The organism is Microbacterium gawkjiense (assembly GCF_031932225.1).
Classification (GTDB): domain Bacteria; phylum Actinomycetota; class Actinomycetes; order Actinomycetales; family Microbacteriaceae; genus Microbacterium; species Microbacterium gawkjiense.
Window position 1 is genome coordinate 1,115,874 of the sequence record NZ_JAUZVV010000001.1, and the last position, 19,466, is coordinate 1,135,339.

The window sequence follows — 19,466 nt, forward strand, 5'->3', positions numbered from 1 at the left end:
CGTCCATTCGTTACCGATCCGGGTCTCGGATCGGTAGTAATACTACGCAGAGGCAGCCAAAACCCGCAATCGACACCGCCAGAGTGCGTCTGAGCGCGTCCTTGCGGTAGTTGTGCTACGTGAGATGGCTTGCTCCGGGACCGCGGCGGCGGATGCGCGTCAGATCCGCCAGGTGAGCCAGGTCGCCGGGTTGGTCCCGAGCACCGCAGCGATGAGCTCGGGCCCGCCCGCCGCGCGGACCCGAGGGACGAATCTGTCGCCCAGGTAGGCGAGCCCCGGCATCCCGCCGTAGGCGACGTACCGGCTGCGTCGCGCGACATCGCCGCCGAGCAGGATCCGCGTCGCGCCGCCGCGACGGGCGGTCTCGACGAGGCAGTCCACGAGTGCCGAGTCCGGCCACTCACGGGAGCGCGCTGGACCGTCGTACCCCAGGTAGGAGCCTCGCGCCGCGAGTTCGGCGTGCAGGCCCGGATCGGGATTGCGGTCGATGTGCGCGAGCGCGACCCGGTCGGCGCCCACGCCCGCCTCGTCGAGCGCGTCGAGCGCTTCATGCGCAGCCGAGCCGTGCTCCAGGTGCACCATCACGGGTGCCCCGGTCGCGCGGTGCGCCGACCCCACCGCCTCGATCGCCCGCCGCGCGGCCGCGTCGATGCGCCAGTACCCCAGGCCGACCTTCAGCACCCCCGCGCGGGGCCGACCAGCGGCCTCGGGCGTCGCGGCATCCAGTCCCTCCTCCGCACCGTCGCGCAGGTCACGCAGGAAGGCGCGCGCGAGGACATCGACGTCCGCCGTGAGGAGGGGATCGTCCGACGCATAGTGCTCGCGGCGGTGCACCCCGGTGGTCATGACGACGGACACGCCCGACTCCTCCGCGATGCGGCGGATGGCATCCGGCCGTCGGCCGAGGCCGAGGGGTGTCGCGTCGACCATCGCCGTGAACCCGGACCTCCGCAGGAGCACCGCTTCGCGGAGGGAGGCCGCCTCGTCGTCCAGATCGTCGCCGGGAAGGAGGGGGGAGCGCTGGAAGAGATGCTCGTGGTAGTCGACCGCGCCCAGAGCGGCGGCTTCCACATCACCCGTCACGGTCCGGACGAAGCCGGAACGCGCAGCGGTTTCGATCACGCCGACACCGGATGCCGGGGGGCGCGCCCCTCGAGGACCGCGCGCAGGTCCGCCGTCGCCATGCCGCCCATGCCGTCCACGCCCTCGCGGGTCTGCGCGCCGAGGTGCGGGGTGATGATGACGCGGTCGGCGAGGTCGTCAGCGAGCAGCGGCGATGCGAGGTCGCCGTGATTCTCCGTCGCGAGTGTGTCCGCGGCGTAGGCGACGACGCGGCCCGAGCGGATCGCGTCGGCGAGGGCGGGCTCGTCGACGAGGTCGGCGCGGGCCGTGTTGACGAGGATGACGGGTCGGTCGGAGGCGGCGAGCCAGTCGCGGTCGACGACCGTCCGGCCACCGGGCGCGTGGAGCGTGACGACGTCGCACGTCACCGCGAGCTCGGCTGCGTCGCAGCGCACGACGCGATCGAAGACGGGGTCGTCCTCGGGCACCCACGGATCCGCGCCGCGGACCGCACAGCCGAAGCCGTCGAGACGTTCGATCACGAGGCGTCCGATCCGCCCGAGCCCGAGCACCCCGACTGTCAGAGCCGACAGCTCGCGCGTCGACCAGCCCGACCAGTCGCCGCGGCGCACCCGTCGATCGGCGGCGGGGATCCCCCGCAGCGCGCTGAGCAGCAGGGCGAGGGTGTGCTCGGCGACGGCGGCCGAGTTGGCCCCCGGGGTGTTCGTGACGATCACACCGCGAGCACCCGCTGCCGCGACGTCGACGTTGTCCACCCCCACGCCGTAGCGCGACACCACGCGGAGCCTCGGGGCGAGATCCAGATGCTGGCCCGTCACCGGTCCGGTGCCCGCGATCCACCCGTCGACGGCCGGCAGGACGCGGGAGAGCTCCTCCAGGTCGTGCGAGGGGTCGGCGCGGACGATCTCGTAGCCCGCCGCGGTCAGTTCGCCCACCACGTCCCGGCCGCCGCCGCCGAAGGACCGGGAGGTGACGAGCACCCGACCGGTCACGACGGCGACTCCTCCGTGGTCGGGGATCCGCCCGAACGCATGGTGGCCAGCTCGCTCTTCATCCGGCGGATGGCCTCGGTGTGCTCCGGGCTCCGCCGCAGGGCGACGCCGGTGGCGAGGATGTCGATCACCACGAGGCCGGCGAGGCGGCTCGTGGACGGCGTGTAGACGTCGGTGTCCTCGAACGTGCGCGCGATGAGGGGAACCGTGGCGATGTCCGACAGCGGGCTCTGTCTGCCCGTGATCGAGATCACCGCAGCGCCGGCCTTGCGGGCCGCTTCGGCGACGATGAGCGTCTGCTCGGTGTGACCGGTGTTCGAGATCGCGACCGTGACCGACCGCGGGCCGCTCATCGTCGCCGCGATGAACTGCTGGTGGAAGTCCTCGGGCGACTGGCAGGGGACACCGAAGAGCGGGAACTTCTGCTGTGCGTCCTGCGCGATGATCCCGCTCGCGCCGAATCCCACGAAGAGGATGTCGGATGCGTCGAGGAGGAGGGAGATGGCCTGCTCGACGGATGCGGCAGCGAGGGTGCGCCGGGCGCGGTCGAGGCTCGAGATGGTGTGGTCGAAGATCTTCTCGGCGAGGTCGGCGCTGGAGTCGTCCGTCGTGATGGACGAATGCGTCACCGGCAGCCCGAGGGCGAGGGTCTGGGCGAGTTGGATGCGGAAGTCCTGGAAGCCCTCGCAGCCGACGGACGCGCAGAAGCGCATGACGGTCGGCTCGCTGACCTCCGCCGCTTCGGCGAGGCCCGCCATCGTGAACTGCACTGCGCCGACGGGGTTGTCGAGGACGATCGCGGCGACCCGCTGTTCCGATCGACGAAGGCTCGGAAGTTGTCGGGTGATGCGTTCGAGGAGGGTGTCGGTGGAATCCTCCGACGGAGCGGCGGTGCTCTGTCCGGTGTCCGTGGTCACGGGTTTCCCCTTCCATGTAGTATCGCTACAAACCATAGCGCACCACCCGGGAAAGGCCCCTGATGTACCGCGAACGGCTCGAACTGGACGGCAAGGTCGCCGTCGTCACCGGCGGATCCCGAGGCATCGGGCTCGCCTGCGTCACGGCGTTGCGGGAGTTCGGCGCCACCGTCGTCATCGCGGACCTGCTCGACGAGCTCGGCACGGAAGCCGCGGCATCCTTCCCCGATCGCGTCGAGTACACGCACCTCGACGTGACCGACGCCGATGACGTCACCGCCGTCTTCGCGGACGTCGCGGCACGGCACGGACGCCTCGACATCCTCGTCACCTCCGCAGGGATCGCGAACCACCAGGCATCCGCCGAAATCACCCGCGAGACGTGGGACCGCGTCCTCGCCGTCAACGCGACGGGCACATTCTGGTGCGCGCGCGAGGCGGCGCGACACATGACGTCCGGCGGTTCCGTCGTGGCGATCGGATCGATGTCGGGCGAGCTCGCGAACGCACCGCAGCGGCAGGCGGCCTACAACGCCTCCAAGGGTGCGGTGCACCTCGCCGTGAGATCCCTCGCTGTCGAGTACGTCGAGGCCGGCATCCGCGTGAACGCGGTCGCGCCCGGTTACGTCGGCACCGACCTCACCCGCGAGGGAGTGCCCGACGACTGGTGGGACGACTGGATCCGGCGAACCCCGATGCAGCGGGTGGGGACCCCCGAGGAGATCGCGTCGCTCGTCGCCTTCCTCGCCTCCGACGCGGCGTCCTACATGACCGGATCCGTGGTGCTCATCGACGGCGGCTACTCCACCTGGTGACGGAAGCGGTGCGTGCCGGCCCCGACGCCGACCCGCCCCGTCCCCAGCTCGACCTCGGCCGTGACGCCCACCGGGACCTCGCACGTCAATTCGACGACACCGTCCTCATCGCGTCGCCAGCGTGCGGACAACATCCCGTACGGGGTGCGGACGGCGGCGTCGGCGCTCTGCAGGGACGTGTCGAGCAGACCCGGTGACACGAGCGCTCGCCGCCATCCCGGGCTCAGGGGTCGAAGGCCGGCGACGTCGCCGTAGAGCCAGTCGTCCAGCGTGCCGAGGAAGTAGTGACCGCGCGAGCGCGACTCCGGCTTCCAGTGCTCCCACAGCGAGGTCGCGCCCTGCGTCACCCAGTACCCCCACCCGGGGTAGGTCGTCTGCAGCGCGACCGCGAGGGCGACCTCGCCGTGACCGTGACGGGTGAGTACCGGCAGCAGGTGCGGGGTGGCGAGGGCTCCGGTCCACAGGTGATGGTCCCGCTCGACGACGTCCTCCGCGAGCCGCGCGGCGGCACGGGCGCGGGCGGCCGGCGGCAGGAGGTCGTACGCCAACGCGAGCACCGCATGAGCCTGGCGGTAGCCGTCGTCGCCCTGCCCGCGGACCTCGGCCGCCCCGTCGTCCCAGAAGGCATCGACGAAGGCCGCGCGACTGACGGATGCCGCGGCTCGCCACTCCTCCGCATCCTCGCCCAGCGTCCCGGCGATGCGCGCCGCGGTGTCGCACATCGCGACCAGGAAGGCGGTGGCCGCGATGCGGGAGTCCTCGGACGGGTTGCCGCCCCCGGCATCGGTGTCGGGTGCGACCCAGTCGCCGAGCGTCGTCGTCGCGATGCCGCCCGGGCAGCGGTCGAGTTCGAAGCGGAGGTAGTCCCGGGCGTCAGGCCAGATCGACCGCAGGACCTCGGTGTCGCCCGTCTGCATGTGGATCTCCCAGGGGACGAGCAGCAGCGCGGCGTGCCACGTCGGAGCCGGGGACCAGTCCATGGACCAGCCGCCGTGCGGTGCGATGACCTGCGGCGCACCGCGGCCGTGACGGGACTGCGCGATGTCGTCCGACCACTTCGCGAGCAGCGCGTGGGTGTCGAGATTCTGCAGCATCATCCGGGCGCCCACCATCCCGTCCCCGGTCCATCCGTTCTTCTCGTACTTGGGGGTGTCGGTCGGGATGCCGTGGAGATTGTTGAGGATCGTGCGGACCGTCAGCTCGTGGACCGTGTCCAGCAGCGGCTCCGAGCTCGAGAACCGTCCCGTGCGCGGCGCCTCCGTATGGACGACGGCCGCGCGCAGCCGCGGAAGGCGTGCAGCGCGCACCTCCACGTACCGGAAGCCGTGCCAGGTGAATCGCGGATGCCAGTGCACCGGCCCGTCGGCGAGCGTCACCTTGTCCGTCTGGAACCGCCCGTCGAAATAGCCTTTCTCGTCGACGCAGTTCGGCGCGCCGTCCGCCTGCAGCGTCTCGCCGAATCGGAGCTCGATCGTCTCGCCGCTCCCACCGTCGGCTTCGACCTCCACCCACCCGGCGATGACGCGCTCGAAGGCGACGACCCATCGACCCGGCGACAGCTGCGTGACCTCGGTCGGGTCCAGCCGCTCGGCGACCACGATGGGTGGTTGGCGCTGCGGTTCGGGAACGCCGCGGGGCCCCGCGGCGATGCGGACGCGCGACCAGTTCGTGTCGTCGAACGCGGCGTCCGCGCTCCCGGCGACGACGAGTCTCGCGTCGAAGTCCTCGCCCGCATAGAGGTCATCGCTGCGGGTGGGGCCGTCCGTCACCCGCCAGCTCTCGTCGCTGCCGATCACCTGCATCCCGCGCTCCGTGCGCACCGCGACGAGCAGCCGGACGCAGGGGTCGTCGTGCCACGGTGCCCGCTCCCAGTTCCAGGTGTTGCGTCCGCGCATCCCGTAGAAGCCGCGGCCGAGTTCGGCGGTCACGACGTGACGACCGGGCGTGAGCCGCGACGTGACATCCGTGACCGTGTACTGGCTCACGATGTCGTAGTCCGTGAAGCCGGGACCGAGGACGGATCCGTCGAGCGGGTCCCCGTCGAGCTCGACCACGGCGAGACCGCCGGCTGCGACGACGGCATACGCCTCGAGCACGGGTTCGTCGATGTCGAAGACGCCGCGGACGATCGGCGCCACGGCGGACGGATGCGGGGCGCCGACCCACTGCGTGCCGTGCCACTGCCCGTCGACGACACCCGTGACGAAGGTGCCCGATCCGGAGGTCTCGCCGTCGGAGGTGCGCACGTCCACGCGCCAGGAGTAGCGCCGGAGCGACTCGAGAGGTGAGCCGCCGTAGGCGATGTCGACGCAGGTGTCGTCGTCCGCCGAGGTGGCCCAGACGACAGCGCCCGACCCGTCGGCGACGGAGATCCGCCAGCCCTGCTGCGTCGTCCCCGGGCCGGCGCCGGTGACCTGCCAGCCGAACCGCGGGCGTGCCCCGACGCCGACGGGATCACGGCGATGGTCGACCGTGAGAGCGGTGAGTCCGATCACGCGAGCGCTCGCAGAGCACGCACCTCGGGTGCGTCGCCGTACGCGTCGTCGAGGGCGGCATCGAGGTCGGGATGGGCGGCGAGGAACGTCGCGATCGGCTGCGGGCGGTCCTGCGGTCGGGTGCCCTTCTGGTTGATCTCACCGAGCAGGCTCCACCGGCGATCCCCGCTCCCGCCCGGCTCGGTCTCGGTCCCTGTGTAGTCGGTGTAGTCGAAGACCCGCACCCCCTCCTCATCCTCGAGGACCCCCAGCCGGTAGTCGGCCGTCATGAACCACGTCACCGTCTCGCCCGCCCGGGAAGCCTGCACGCCGCTCCCGGACTGCTGCAGCAGATAGGCGAGGCCCTCGTTGTCGCGATGCCGCGACCGCCACTCCTCACCGAACTCGCCGATCGTGGGGATGCGCATGTCCGGCCAGCGATCCCGGAGTCCCCTGATCCACCCCGTCCATGCGTCGAGCATGTGCGGGTCCACTGCGAGTCCCCGTGCGACCTCGCTGATCTCGTAGTTCACGGTGAGCCATCCGAGGCCGTTGCGCTCGACGTTCCGCGCGTCGAAGTGCGCTTCGCTGGTCGCTTCCAGCTCCCGCAGGGCCTCGGCACGGGGCAGCCGGTGCAGCGTCTCGATCGGGCCGAGACCGAGGCGGGAGTTGTGATCGGGCGACATCCCGGCCGCGCGTGCAGCGACCAGGTCGACCGTCCACCCGTCCAGCTGCACCGCGTCGATGCGCTCGTCTCCCCGTCCGGGAACCAGGAAGTGGGACCGGGACGGATAGTAGGGGTACGCGATCGACCCGTCGCCGTCTTGCAGGTCGATGTCGAACTGGCTCCAGATGTTCCCCTGGACGGTCCGCATCCCGCGTTCCCGGGCAGCAGCGATGTTGGCGGCGGCGAGGAAGCCGGCCACGAGCGAGCGGGGATCGCGTCCGAAGTGGTCCGAGATGAGATCGGCGGCATCGAGGATGTCCCGGCTGACCTCGTCACGGGATCCGTAGAGATTGGCGAAGAAGCCGCCGGGAACGAACGCGACGTCGTCGCCGTGGTCCCGCGTGATGCGGGCGAGCGTTGTGCGGATGTCCCGGTAGCGCGGCGAGTCATCGGTCAGCGCGCCCCACGACAGCGCCCACGTGATCCTCGCGTCGGGGACGGCCGACCGGACGGCATCCGAGAAGCGCTCGACGAGTGCCGCGGAGTGGAGCTCCGTCTCGTCTTCCCAGAGGGAGCGGGTGCGGGTCGCTTCGATCTGGTGACGGCGGATGACGGTGTTGACAGTCAGGCGACGCCCGATCGGCTGGGAGGATTCCATGACCAGACACCCTAACGAGATTCGACGGTTCAGAAGTAGTACCACTAGCCAAAATGGGCACAAACGGATCACGTTCTGATAAAAATCCCGCAAAACGTGGAGCAATGTGTAGTATCGCTACCAACACCTCAGTGTCACGCGGATACCCGACCGTGACCATCAATGAAGACAGGGAGTGGCCATGAAGAAGTGGCTCAAGGGGGCGACACTCGCCGGAGTCGCCATGGCGACAGTCGGAACTCTGGCGGGATGCGCGGGCTCGGCGGGCGGTACGTCCGACGGCCCCGTCGAGATCAGTTTCATGATGTGGGGCGACGGTGGTGACACCCAGACCGCCTATGAAGACGTCATTGATGCCTTCGAGGAGGCGAACGACGGCATCACGGTCAACGCCGAGTTCTTCAACACCAACGACTACGACAACCTGCTGAAGACGCGCCTGTCCGGTGGGGCGGGCCCGGACGTCTACGGCTTCGACCTCGGCAACATCGAGAGCTTCGTCGCGGACGGATTCGCTGCCGACCTCTCCGAGGGAGGCGAGAGCTATCTCTCGAAGCTCACCCCGGAGGCGCGCGAGGACTCCGAACGCGAGGGCGGTACGTACAACCTGCCCATCTCGCTCTCGGGCAACGGCATCATCTACAACAAGGCGCTCTTCGACAAGGCCGGCGTCACCGAAGAGCCGACCACGTATTCCGAGCTGAAGGATGCCGCCAAGAAGCTGTCCGACGCCGGCATCGTCCCGTTCGCCATGAGTGCGCAGGACAACTGGTGGCCTCAGTTCATCGTCTACTACCCGCTCGCGGAGCACGGTGCGAACGAAGAGCTCGGGGCCGAGATGGCCGCCGGCGAGACCACCTTCTCGGACAGCGACGCGTGGCGGGACTCGCTCGACATCGTTCGTGAACTGACGCCGTACTACATGCCGAACCCCGTCGGGACGAGCCAGACCGCCGCGCAGTCGGCGTTCCTCGCCGGCGATGCGGCCATGTTCCCGGCCACCTGGATCCTCTCCGACGCGCGGGCAGCCGACCTCGATGTGGACTACATGAACTTCCCGACCACCGACACGGAGTCCGACGCGCTGTGGGGCACGTACCAGGTGCGGTTCGGCCTGAACCCCAACAACGGTGACGCGAAGCTCGCCGCGGGTCAGAAGTTCCTCGACTTCTTCATGCAGGACGACGTCTACTCAGAGTTCCTCGCCAAGGTGAAGCTCTTCCCGACGACCGAGGGTGTGCAGATCGGCGAGGATGTGGACCCGCTGTTCCCCGACATGCAGGCCTCCTGGGAGGGGAAGCAGTTCGTCGCCGCCTTCTCGCCGACCGATCCGAGCATCCAGGACGCCCTGCTGGTGGGGCTCCAGGACATCATCAGCGGGTCGAAGTCGACCGATGACGTGCTGGCCGACCTCGACACCGCCCTCGAGCAGTACGTGGCCAACAACAACTGACCCGGGAATGCCCGGCTGCTCCCCGAGCGGCCGGGCAGTCGCCTGTCCAATGGGCACGTTTCGGTAGTTCAGCTACCGGATACGTGCCCATTTCGGCGTCGAGCGCGGATACGGCGGACGAAAACGCGAGATCTGTGTAGTATGGCTACACCACGACCCGAGGAAGCACGTGATGACCACCCACACGATCGAGGACGATCGGCTCCGCGTCCGCTTTGATCCGCGTACCGGCGGCCTCGTCGCTATAGATGATGGCAGGCTCGGTGCCTGGCTGGAAGGGACGCTCGCGGGTTCCCTGTTCGTCGTGGAGATCCCCCGCGGCGGCGACCGCACGGTGGTCGTGCAGACCACGGATCAGACGCTGTCGTCCGCTCATCAGGACGAGCCCGCCGCGATCGAGTTGCGCTGGGATGAGCCGGTGTCCTCCACCGGTGAGCGCCTGGATGGCCGGATCGTCGTGCGCGCTGCAGTGACGTCCGGTCGGCTGTCGTTGTCGATGGAGCTCTCGCTCGCCGAGGGCGGTGTCGAGGCGGTCCGATTCCCGTCCATCCGCGGACTCCGGGGCCCCGGCGAGCTCGAGTTGCGCGGTGTCGACTACTCGACCGGCACGCGGGTGTCGTTGCTGCCGACCTTCGACAGCAACGCCCCGTACTGGGGCACGATCTTCCCCGACTACGCCAGCGGCAACCTCCGTCCGGAACTGGTCGGAAACCCGACATCCCCCTTCATCGCGGTGACCGCAGAGCAGGGTGGGCTCACGATCATGCCGGCCGAGCCCTCGCTGGAGTTCATCGGCTGGCGAGCATCGCTCGAGCCGGGGTACGACGACAGCCTGGCCCGCACAGCACCGGGCGACGGCGCGGTGACGATCGACGCGATCCACTTCCCGGTCGAGGGACGGGACACCGTCGTGCTCCCCACCGTGGTGGTCGCACCCTACGAGGGGCCGTGGACGGCCTCGTTGGACGTCCCCCGCGAGAACCAGCGCCCGACGCGACGCAGCGCGGCCGCCTGGCTGCAGGAGCCGCGCTCCTGGCTGCAGGTGCAGCTCATGTCGACCGAGGGCGAACCGCGTTACGACTTCGACGACCTGGTCGACATCATCGAGGAGTGCGCCCGGGCGGGCATCCGCGCCGTGCAGGTCGTCGGCTGGAACGAGGGGGGTCAAGACGGCAGGGTTCCCTGGCACGTGCCCGCGAAGAAGCTCGGCGGCCTCGACGGGCTGCTGCGCGCGCTGCAGCGGGCGAAGGAGCTCGACGTCGCCACGGTGCTGTATGTCAAGTACGTCTGGGTCGAGAAGCCCGGGCCGCACTGGGACGACCTCGCCGCCTGGGTGTCGCGGGACCCGAACGGCCAGCCCTACGCACAGCCCGGACCGGTGTATCACACCGCCCGGAAGCGGTACGGCATCAGCACCCCTTGGTACGTTCCGCTCTGCTTCGGCGTCGCGGAACTGCGGCGTCGGATCGCCGACGAGGTCGCGCTGATGGCGGAGTGGGGCGCCGACGGTGTCCTCGCCGACGAGTCGCTGTACCACGGACGTGCGCTGCTGTGCTTCGCGGACGACCACGGCCACGAGCCGGGCGTCAGTGCGTTCACCTGGGATGCGGAGTGGATCGCCGGCATCCGCTCCCGACTCGGCGACCGGGCGGACACCTTCGTCATCGCTGCCGAAGGTGCCTACGACGCGCAGTTCGAGCACTACGACGTGTCGTACTTCCGCAGCGCCTCGGCGCAGCATCGCCCGGTCGGCAGGATGCTGCGGCCAGACGCTCGGATCGTGACGGCGCTGACCGGATTCGACGACCGCAGCATGGTCGCCCAGAGCGTGCTCTACGGCTACGGGATGAGTCTCGAGCCCTACAACTTCAAGGGCCGTCCGGCCGACATGCCGCTGACGGTCGCACGGGCCGCGGCTGCCGACGGCCTGCGGGCGCGGCTCGCCGATTGGCTGTGGAACGGGCACCTCGTCGTCGACGGTCGCGCGCAGCTGCGCGTGGTCGAAGGGGCTGCGGACCTCGTCAGCCACACCGAGTGGCGGGATGCCGACGACTCCGCGCGCGTCGTCGTCGTCGGCAACATGGGTGCCCACCCGGTCGACGTCATCCTGTCCGGACTGCACCGGGACTGCGCCGCGCTGGATCTGCGCGGAACGCCCACCCGACTCCACGAGGGACGCGTGACCGTCCCCGCTCACGACGCGGTCGTCGTGGCGCCGTCGCCTCTGATTGGAACACCATGAGCAGCACACGCGTCGAGGATCCCCGCGTCCTCGCCCTCGACGAGCCCGAGACGACCAGGGCGCTTCGCGCCCGCCGCCCGCTGTCGCAGCGGCTGTGGACCGGGCGGAGCTCGACCGGCAAGTTCTGGATCGCGGTGTCCCCGGCGCTGATCCTGTACCTCGTCTTCACCGTCTATCCGATGGGTCAGGTCGTCGTCGCGAGCTTCACGGATGCACGCGGGTTCAACCGTCCCTGGGAGGTCGTCGGGCTCGACAACTTCGTCCGCATCTTCTCGGGTGATCCGGTTCTGATGGAGGCGGTCGGCAACACCGCCATCTACGCGTTCTTCAAGATCGTCGTGCAGACGATCCTCGCGTTCCTCATCGCAGTGCTGCTTCACCGACAGCTCATGCTCGGCAACATCTACCGCGCCATCTTCTTCGCTCCGATGGTGATCTCGCCGGTCGCGATCGTGTTCACGTGGAGCTTCATGTACGACCCCACGTCCGGGACGTTCAACACGCTGTTGCGCAGCGTCGGGCTCGGCGGGCTCGCGCAGGACTGGCTCGGCAACTACGACCTCGCCCTCTACAGCGTCATCCTCGTCGACCTCTGGAGCGGGCTCGGCTTCAACATCGTGATCTTCCTGGCCGGATTGTCGACCATCCCGAGCGAGATCCTCGAGGCCGCCCGCGTCGACGGGGCTCGCGGATGGAAGTCCCTCCGGTACATCACGCTCCCGTTGATGATCCCCTCGATCGGCCTCGTCCTGGTGCTCTCCATCAACGGTGCGCTCCGTGCCTTCGACACCGTCTATCTCATGACCCGAGGCGGTCCCGGCAACTCGACCCAGCTCTACATGACGCAGGTCTTCCAAGAGGGCATGGTCAACAACAACTTCGGGTACGCCTCAGCGATGGCGGTGCTGGTGATCATCGTCCTGATCGCCATCGCCGCCGCGCAGAACAGACTCAACAACCGCGTCGCCGCCGAGGAGGGCAACCGATGAGCACCAGGACCGCGACGCGTCTGCTTCGGCGGGTGCCGGTGAACGTCCTTCTCATCGCGCTGAGCGTGATGATGATCTACCCGATCGTGATCATCGTGATCACGGCCTTCAAGCCGAACCTCGAGGTGCTGACGAACCCGACCGGGCTTCCCATCAACCCGACCTTCGACAATTTCGTCACCTCCTGGCGCGAGGCGGATTTCACGAACCTGTTCGCGAACTCGATCCTGCTGACCCTGGCGAGCATGACGGTCGCGACGTTCGTGGCGGCCTTGGCGTCGTACGCGATCGTGCGGCACGCGACCCGTGTGGGCTCCGGCGTCTACCTCCTGCTGGCCGCGGGCATCTTCCTGCCGATGCAGCTCGCGCTCGTCCCCCAGTTCCGTGTCGTGCGCGACCTCGGACTCATCAACAACTACGTCGGCGTCATCCTGCTGTACATCGCGGGCGCCCTGCCGTTCGGCGTGTTCCTCATGGCGGCGTTCATGCGCCAGGTCCCGAAGGAGATCGTCGAGGCCGCCACGATCGACGGGGCGGGGTACTTCCAGCTGTTCTGGCGAATCTTCCTGCCGCTGTCGAGGCCCGCCGTCGCGACCTTCTGGGTGCTGCAGGGCGTCGGTATCTGGAACGACTATCTCGTGCCTCAGCTCCTGCTGACCGATCCGGGCAAGCGCACACTGACCACCGGCGTGCTCTACTTCAAGGCGCAGTACCTCGCGGACTGGGGCAACATCATGGCGGCCGTGCTGATCATGAGTCTCCCGATCCTCCTGCTGTTCGTGTTCGCGCAGCGGTACTTCGTGAGCGGGCTCTACGCCGGTGCCGTGAAGTGAGCGACGCGTCCCTCGATGAGGTCGAACGCCGGCGGTGGCGTCAGTCGCCGCTCTGGGGGGACCGGTGGGTCGAGGCGCACGCCGCGCTGACCTCGCACCCCGCGACAGCCGTCGAGCTCGGGGCATCCGCCGTACCCGAGGCGGCGGACGAGGTCCTGTCGCTCGACGGCGAATGGCTGATGGCCAAAGCATCGCCGGGGCGGGAGTTCTCGATCGACCGGTGGGCGGGTGATCGATCGGATGCCGCGCAGCGTCGGCCGGTGTCGTGGCATCGCGAGGACACGGACCGATCGTCTTGGGTGCGCGCCACGGTGCCGGGTACGGTCCAGTCCGCCCTCGTCGACGCAGGCGTCACCCCCGATCCGTTGACCGACGACCACACCTTCAGCGAGCTCACCGCGCACGGCGAACCCTCCGAGTGGCCGTGGTTCTTCCGGCGTACCCGCATCGAGCAGCAGGAGTGGTGGTACGCGCGCCGCTTCGAGGCTCCGGCGCACTGGCTCGGCCGACGCGTGAGACTCAGCTTCGACGGGATCGACTACGCGGCATCCGTCTACGTCAACGGCGAGCCCGTCGCGCGCCACACCGGCATGTTCGGCGGGCCGGATGTCGAGGTGGGCGCGCTTCTACGCCCGGGCGACACGAACGAGGTGGTCGTCCGTATCGACCCGCCGCCGCGCGACTGGCACGGGGTCATGAAGCCGTCGCCGGGGTGGGGCTGGCACTACGGGCACCTCATCTCGATGGGGATCTGGCGCGGCGTCACCCTGACGCCGGTGCCCGACATCGAGCTGACGGACCTCGCGGTCACGGTGCACGACGCGTCGGAGGATGTGGCGCGGCTGCGGATCAGCTGGGACGCGGTCAACCCGACGTCCGAGCGCGCGGCCCGCTCCGCGCGACTGGTCGTGCGGGATCCCGGAGGTCGCTCGCTCCACACCCTCGATGCGTCCTTCGAGGCGCCCGCCGGTGTCAGCCGACATCACATCGAGATGACGGTCGACCGGCCACAGCTGTGGTGGCCCTTCGGGTACGGCGCGCAGCCCCTCTACCGCGCCGAGGTCGGCGACGGCGACACGACTCTGCAGACGAGCTTCGGCATCCGCACCGTACGGATGGCGGCGCTGCCCCGGCGGCACGGCCCGGACACCTACGATTGGCAGTTCGTCGTCAACGGGCGGCCGGTGTTCCTCAAGGGGGCGAACTGGTGCTGGACGGATCCGATGGCCCGCCGAGGGTTCGAGGTGGACCGCCACATCCTGGACCTCGTCGTCCGCGCGAACCTGCAGATGCTGCGCGCGTGGGGCGGAGGCACGGTCGAGAGCGACGAGTTCTACGAGGAGTGCGATCGTCGCGGCATCCTGGTGCTGCAGGAGTTCCCCCTGACCTTCGGACTGGATGCCACCGGCGCCGACCTCGCGACCATCGACGAGCAGGCGTCGCGCATCGTCCGGCGGCTCCGCAACCACCCCTCGTTGATCATGTGGGGCGGAGGGAACGAGAACCCGGCGACCTCGACGTCGGACGACCTCCTCACCGTCATCGGCAAGCGCGTGACGCAGTACGACCCGTCCCGGCCCTTCCACCGGACGGACCCCTGGGGCGGCAGTGAGCACTTCTACGGCGTCTATCACGAGGGCATGCCGATCGAGGCGTACGCAGATCTCCTGCCGGCCGTCTTCGGCGAGTACGGCCTGTCGAGTCAGTGCTCTCTGGAGAGCATGGGTCGGTTCCTCGATCCGACTCTGCTCGAGCAGTGGCCGCCACACCCGCACGGTGCTCTCCTGCAGCACCAGTCGCAGTTCTCGCTGTTCGACCTGTTCAAGCAGGCGCGCTATGCCGCCTACGGGCCGATCACCGACTGGCGGACCTTCATCGAGTACTCGCAGATCGCGCAGGGGGATGCGCTGCGGTTCGCGTCCGAGCGCATCCGCGCGCACAGCGGCGCCGAGACGGCCGGCTACTGGTTCTACAAGGTCGGTGAGGCGTTCCCTGGTGCGTCCTGGGCTGTGATCGACTACTACGGCGTGCCGAAGCTCTCCTACTACCGCGCGAAGCAGTTCAGCGCGCCTCGGTCCGCCTTCGCCGTCTACGACCGCACGGAGTGGGCGGCCGACGACGTCTTCCAGGCCGGCGTCCACGTCGCGAACGACACGCCTGTCGCGCTGCAGGCGGCGCGAGTGCGGGCGACGCTATTCGATGCGCAGTGGAGCGTGCTTTTCGATCAGCAGCGGACCGTCGACGTCGAGCCCGACGGGCGGCTCGACGTGTTCCGCCTGACCGCCCCTCTGACGGACGCCCGACTGTCGCCGCTGATCCTGGCGATCGAGCTGCGCGGAGCCGACGGCGGCCTCATCTCGTCACAGTGGTACCCGTTCAACCACCAGCCGAAGGACGAGGCGCTGCGCGCGCTCGAGTCGCGTCCTCTCGACGAACTGGCCGAGACACCCATAGCCGAGCTGTTGGAGCCCTACGGGCGACTGTCGTCGCCGCTCTCCTCTCAGCCTCGAACGGTGCTCCGTGCCCGCGTGGAAGCCGACGCGATCGTGATCGACAATGCGGGTGAGCATCCCGCTCCGGTGGTCCTGATCGATGGCTTCCCCCACGACGTCGGCGACGTGCTCGAGGACAACGCGTTCGGGCTGCGCGCCGGGGAGAGCCGGCGAGTGGCGTACGTCGCATCCTCGGTGCTCCGGATCCGGGTGCGGGCATGGAACGCGGATGAGGTCGAAGCCGGCTGACCCCGTCCGGGCGCGCCTAGGCTGGCACGCATGAGCGACGACGCCGGCCTCAACTGGTCCCGCAACATCCGCTACTCGGCAGAGCGCATCGTCGCCCCGACGACGGTCGACGAGCTGCGCGAAGTGGTCGCGGCATCCGCGTCCGTGAAGGCCCTGGGGTCGCGGCACTCGTTCACCCGCATCGCCGATACGACGGGCACGCTCGTGTCGACCGCCGAGCTCGACCTGCCTATCCAGGTGGATGCCGCGCAGCGCCGTGTGCGCGTCGGCGGCGGCGTCCGCTACGGCGAGCTCGCGCAGGAGCTCGACCGGCAGGGGTGGGCGCTCGCGAACCTGGCTTCGCTGCCGCACATCTCGCTCGCCGGCGCGGTGAGCACGGGCACGCACGGCTCCGGTGTCGCGAACCGGTCGTTGGCCGCGGCGGTCACGGGGCTCGAGCTCGTCACCTCGACCGGCGACCTCGTCCGGCTCAGCGAGACCGACGAGACCTTCTACGGCGCCGTTGTGGGGCTCGGCGCGCTCGGCATCGTCACGACGGTGGAACTCGCAATCGAGCCGACCTTCGAGGTCGCCCAGACGGTCTACGAGAACGTGCCCGTCGAGGCGGTCCGCAAGGCGTTCGACGTCATCGCCGCGTCGGCGTACAGCGTCTCGTTCTTCACGACCTTCCGTGAGGACATGTACGTCGACCAGGTGTGGCGCAAGGAGCGGACGGATGCCGCGGCGACACCGATCCCTGCGGCGCTGCGCGATCGCGAGGCGTCCGGGGCGCGGCATCCGCTGCCCGGGGTGTCCGCGGCGTCGTGCACGGTGCAGGGCGGCAAGGCGGGGCGCTGGCTCGACCGGCTGCCGCACTTCCGCCTGGAGTTCACGCCGTCGAACGGGGAGGAGCTGCAGTCCGAGTTCCTGCTGCCGATCGCCGACGCAGTCGCCGCGTTCGACGCGGTGCGCGAGCTCGCCGACCGGCTGAAGCCTGTGCTGCAGGTGTGCGAGGTGCGCACGATCGCCGGCGACGAGCTGTGGCTGTCGCCGAGCTCGGGCCGGGACTCCGTCGCGTTCCACTTCACATGGACCGCCGACGAGGCCGGTGTCGCCGAGGTGCTCCCCGAGCTCGAGGCCGCGCTCGCGCCGTTCGACGCGCGACCGCACTGGGGCAAGGTCTTCACGCCGCGCGACCCCGCTCAGCTGTACCCGCGCTGGGCGGACTTCGTCGCCCTGCAGCGCGAGCTCGACCCGCGCGGCGCGTTCGTGAACGACTACCTGCGCGCGCTCGGACTGTAAGTCGCTCGGGGCCGAGTGGGCGTGCGCTCGCGCGCCCGGGCATCCACGGGTGCGCGGCCGTCGCGGTGCCGTGATCGCGCGGAGACTCAGAATGGTGCGGGTCCCGCGTGTGGCGGTGGTGGTGTGGCAGGGGTGAAGGCGACGGCCGGGGTGGGTGCGTCTTCTCTGTAGGTCCTGCCGAGGGGTGAGGTCCATTCCAGGACGCCACCCATCAGTTCTCGGACCCGCCATGCGGTGAACTGCTTCATCGAGTGATGCCGCTGGCACAGATGCGCCAGGTTGGACAGTTCCGTCTTGCCGCCGAGGGCGTGGTCGTGGGTGTGGTCGACTTCGCAGCGGATCGCAGCCGTGCGGCATCCGGGGAACCGGCAATGCTGGTCTCTTGCTTGCAGGAACCTGCGCATCCCGGACGGCACCCGGTACGAGTCGGTCGCGACGGTGACACCGGTGGTCGGGTCGTGGAACAACCGCTCCCACACCCCGGTGCCGCCCGCGAGGGAGCGGGCCGTGGCGGGGTCGATGGGGGACCGTCCGGCGAGGTCGCAGGGTCCGTCATCCTCACCCGTCAGGGTCGCCGCCGGAACCAGGATCTGCACGCGGGCGCGGATCGCGCCGAGGGGTCCGGCGGTGGTGTCGCGGGTGTCGTCGAGGGCGGGTGTCCCGGCGAGAAGGAGATCCGCCAACACGTCCGCGCGGACCTGGTCCGTCGAGCGGGCGTCCGTCGCGATCGCATCGGCGGTGTCGGCGGGAGCGCCGTCGATGGAATCTTCTGCGGTGCCACCGAACGCAACACCGCGACGCGTGGCGGCGCGTTCGTCGCGGGTGTCGATGATCGCGCGTGCCTGCTGCGTGAGACGGTCGTGTATGCCCGCCGCGATCACTGTCGGCAGCGTCGCGACCAGATCGCTCATCCCGTCCCGCCCGGGTACCAATCGCACGCAGCGTCCGGCGGCGGTCTCCTCGTGGCGTTCCGCGAACGACCGCGGATGCATCCTGTGGGCGAGGATCTCCAGCTCCCCCCGCACCCGGTTGGGGGTGTCCTGCTCGCACCGGGTGATCGCGACGGTCTCGAACTCCGCCCACATCTCCGCCGGGAGCGATGTGCCGGTCTCGACGATCAAGAACGCGTGACCTCGCACGATCCGACCGGCCTCCCACGCCTCCACCGTCGCGGGGAACCCCTCGATGAGCGTCCGTGCTTCTCCGATGCGTCGTTGCACGGTCCGGTCGGTGACTCGCATGACTCCGCCGACTTCCGCGGCGATGGACCGGAGGGCCATGTCGTGCACCTGCACGCGGGCGTTGCGCTGCGCGACCTGCACCTCCGCCAGTCGCCCTGCCGCGGCGAGCATCCGGAGCTCCCGGATCTGCACCCGAGCGAGCTCGAGACCCAGGTCACCGGCGTCAGCGACGATGCCCGCCAGCGTGGCGAGATAGTGCTCGCCACCGGGGGTTTGTGCCGCATCCGTCATACCTGCACTCTGCCACCGACCACCGACATCCACCCCCGCAAAATCGGGCGAGAACGCCCGTTATGCACACCCCGAAAATGAGAGTCCTCTCATGTCGACAGGGCAAACATGGCGCCCCCGGAGACCCTGAGCGGACGGGCAGCTCGAGCCGGAGTGCGGGAACGACGGGAAGCCCGCGCGTCTGCACGGTCGCGAGCGAAATCAGCACGCATGGGCGAACACGCGCCGTGCTGGCATCATCGTCACGACCCGACATCCGCCCCCAGCCCCACACGGAGCACCCCTCGATGCCCCACTTGCACACCGCTCCCGGCGATCATGACGCGACCGTGTCGTTCTTCATCGTCCGCATCGACGGTTCCGAGCCTCGCCTCACCTTCCACCGACACCTCAAGGTGCAGAAGCTGATGATGTTCGGCGGTCACATCGAGCGCGACGAGACACCGTGGGCGGCCGTTCTGAGGGAGCTCGTCGAGGAGTCCGGTTATCAGCCGTCGCAGGTGCGGGTGCTGCAGCCGATCATCCGGGTGAGGCAGCTGACCGACGCCGCGGTGCACCCCGTCCCCGTCATGTCGTCCACGGCCTGCACCTCGACAGACCCGAGCCACTTCCACACCGACCTGCTCTACGCCCTCGTCGCCGATGAGCCCCCGGCGGCCGAACCGGAACCGGGGGAGTCCACCGACATCCGTCTGGTCACGCGGTCCGAGCTCGACGGCATCCCCGACGAGGAGGTCGTCGAGATGTGGCGTCAGGCCGGGCGGTTCATCCTCGACGAGATCCTCGATGCCTGGGAACCCGTCGACATCAGCACTTACCCACGCGCCGCGCCGCTCGTCGACTGGTGAG

14 protein-coding genes are annotated in these 19,466 nt (G+C 69.4%); 8 read left to right on the plus strand and 6 right to left on the minus strand.

Features of this window, described 5'->3' with window-relative positions:
- Positions 1-159: 159 nt before the first annotated feature.
- Genes Q9S71_RS05430 through Q9S71_RS05440 form a run of 3 tightly spaced genes read right to left on the minus strand, consistent with a single transcriptional unit; the run spans position 160 to position 2,992 of the window.
- Positions 160-1,122, minus strand: a complete 963-nt coding sequence (locus Q9S71_RS05430) for a phosphotriesterase family protein (protein WP_311861021.1) — start codon at positions 1,120-1,122, stop codon at positions 160-162.
- Positions 1,119-2,075 carry an NAD(P)-dependent oxidoreductase gene (locus Q9S71_RS05435; protein WP_311861022.1) on the minus strand — a complete coding sequence of 319 codons (957 nt, stop codon included), beginning with the start codon at positions 2,073-2,075 and terminating at the stop codon, positions 1,119-1,121. Before Q9S71_RS05435 ends, Q9S71_RS05430 begins: the two co-directional genes overlap by 4 nt.
- Positions 2,072-2,992, minus strand: coding sequence for an SIS domain-containing protein (locus tag Q9S71_RS05440; RefSeq protein ID WP_251577166.1), 921 nt, complete (start codon positions 2,990-2,992; stop codon positions 2,072-2,074). Before Q9S71_RS05440 ends, Q9S71_RS05435 begins: the two co-directional genes overlap by 4 nt.
- A 62-nt stretch (positions 2,993-3,054) precedes the next feature.
- Here Q9S71_RS05440 and Q9S71_RS05445 point away from each other — a divergent pair, with 62 nt between their 5' ends.
- Positions 3,055-3,807 (plus strand): SDR family NAD(P)-dependent oxidoreductase, encoded by a 753-nt coding sequence (locus tag Q9S71_RS05445; RefSeq protein WP_311861027.1) that lies wholly within the window; start codon positions 3,055-3,057, stop codon positions 3,805-3,807.
- Here Q9S71_RS05445 and Q9S71_RS05450 read toward each other — a convergent pair.
- Together Q9S71_RS05450 and Q9S71_RS05455 are read right to left on the minus strand one after the other, a co-directional pair.
- On the minus strand, positions 3,792-6,302 hold the full coding sequence (locus Q9S71_RS05450) for a family 78 glycoside hydrolase catalytic domain (protein ID WP_311861029.1): 2,511 nt from the start codon (positions 6,300-6,302) through the stop codon (positions 3,792-3,794). The two genes, Q9S71_RS05445 and Q9S71_RS05450, sit on opposite strands and share 16 nt — an antisense overlap.
- The gene (locus Q9S71_RS05455; RefSeq protein ID WP_311861030.1) at positions 6,299-7,606 is read right to left on the minus strand and encodes a DUF3863 domain-containing protein; all 1,308 of its coding nucleotides are present in this window, start codon (positions 7,604-7,606) and stop codon (positions 6,299-6,301) included. Before Q9S71_RS05455 ends, Q9S71_RS05450 begins: the two co-directional genes overlap by 4 nt.
- A 181-nt stretch (positions 7,607-7,787) precedes the next feature.
- On the opposite strand from Q9S71_RS05455, the gene Q9S71_RS05460 reads away from it, so the two are divergent.
- The 6 genes from Q9S71_RS05460 (at position 7,788) to Q9S71_RS05485 (ending at position 17,145) form a co-directional block, all read left to right on the plus strand.
- Positions 7,788-9,059, plus strand: coding sequence for an ABC transporter substrate-binding protein (locus Q9S71_RS05460; RefSeq protein ID WP_311861032.1), 1,272 nt, complete (start codon positions 7,788-7,790; stop codon positions 9,057-9,059).
- Between the two features lie 172 nt (positions 9,060-9,231).
- Positions 9,232-11,301 carry a DUF6259 domain-containing protein gene (locus tag Q9S71_RS05465; RefSeq protein ID WP_311861033.1) on the plus strand — a complete coding sequence of 690 codons (2,070 nt, stop codon included), beginning with the start codon at positions 9,232-9,234 and terminating at the stop codon, positions 11,299-11,301.
- Positions 11,298-12,290 carry a carbohydrate ABC transporter permease gene (locus Q9S71_RS05470; RefSeq protein ID WP_311861034.1) on the plus strand — a complete coding sequence of 331 codons (993 nt, stop codon included), beginning with the start codon at positions 11,298-11,300 and terminating at the stop codon, positions 12,288-12,290. Before Q9S71_RS05465 ends, Q9S71_RS05470 begins: the two co-directional genes overlap by 4 nt.
- Positions 12,287-13,123, plus strand: coding sequence for a carbohydrate ABC transporter permease (locus tag Q9S71_RS05475; RefSeq protein WP_251577154.1), 837 nt, complete (start codon positions 12,287-12,289; stop codon positions 13,121-13,123). The genes Q9S71_RS05470 and Q9S71_RS05475 overlap by 4 nt, the downstream gene beginning before the upstream one ends.
- Positions 13,120-15,864, plus strand: a complete 2,745-nt coding sequence (locus Q9S71_RS05480) for a glycoside hydrolase family 2 protein (protein WP_311861036.1) — start codon at positions 13,120-13,122, stop codon at positions 15,862-15,864. The genes Q9S71_RS05475 and Q9S71_RS05480 overlap by 4 nt, the downstream gene beginning before the upstream one ends.
- A gap of 30 nt (positions 15,865-15,894) precedes the next feature.
- Positions 15,895-17,145 carry an FAD-binding protein gene (locus Q9S71_RS05485; RefSeq protein ID WP_311861037.1) on the plus strand — a complete coding sequence of 417 codons (1,251 nt, stop codon included), beginning with the start codon at positions 15,895-15,897 and terminating at the stop codon, positions 17,143-17,145.
- An 86-nt stretch (positions 17,146-17,231) separates the two neighbouring features.
- On the opposite strand, the gene Q9S71_RS05490 is transcribed toward Q9S71_RS05485, so the two are convergent.
- Entirely contained in the window at positions 17,232-18,617 is a 1,386-nt protein-coding gene (locus Q9S71_RS05490; protein WP_311861039.1) for an HNH endonuclease signature motif containing protein, read from the minus strand.
- 287 nt (positions 18,618-18,904) lie between these two features.
- Here Q9S71_RS05490 and Q9S71_RS05495 point away from each other — a divergent pair, with 287 nt between their 5' ends.
- Positions 18,905-19,465 (plus strand): NUDIX domain-containing protein, encoded by a 561-nt coding sequence (locus Q9S71_RS05495; protein ID WP_311861040.1) that lies wholly within the window; start codon positions 18,905-18,907, stop codon positions 19,463-19,465.
- Position 19,466: the final 1 nt, after the last annotated feature.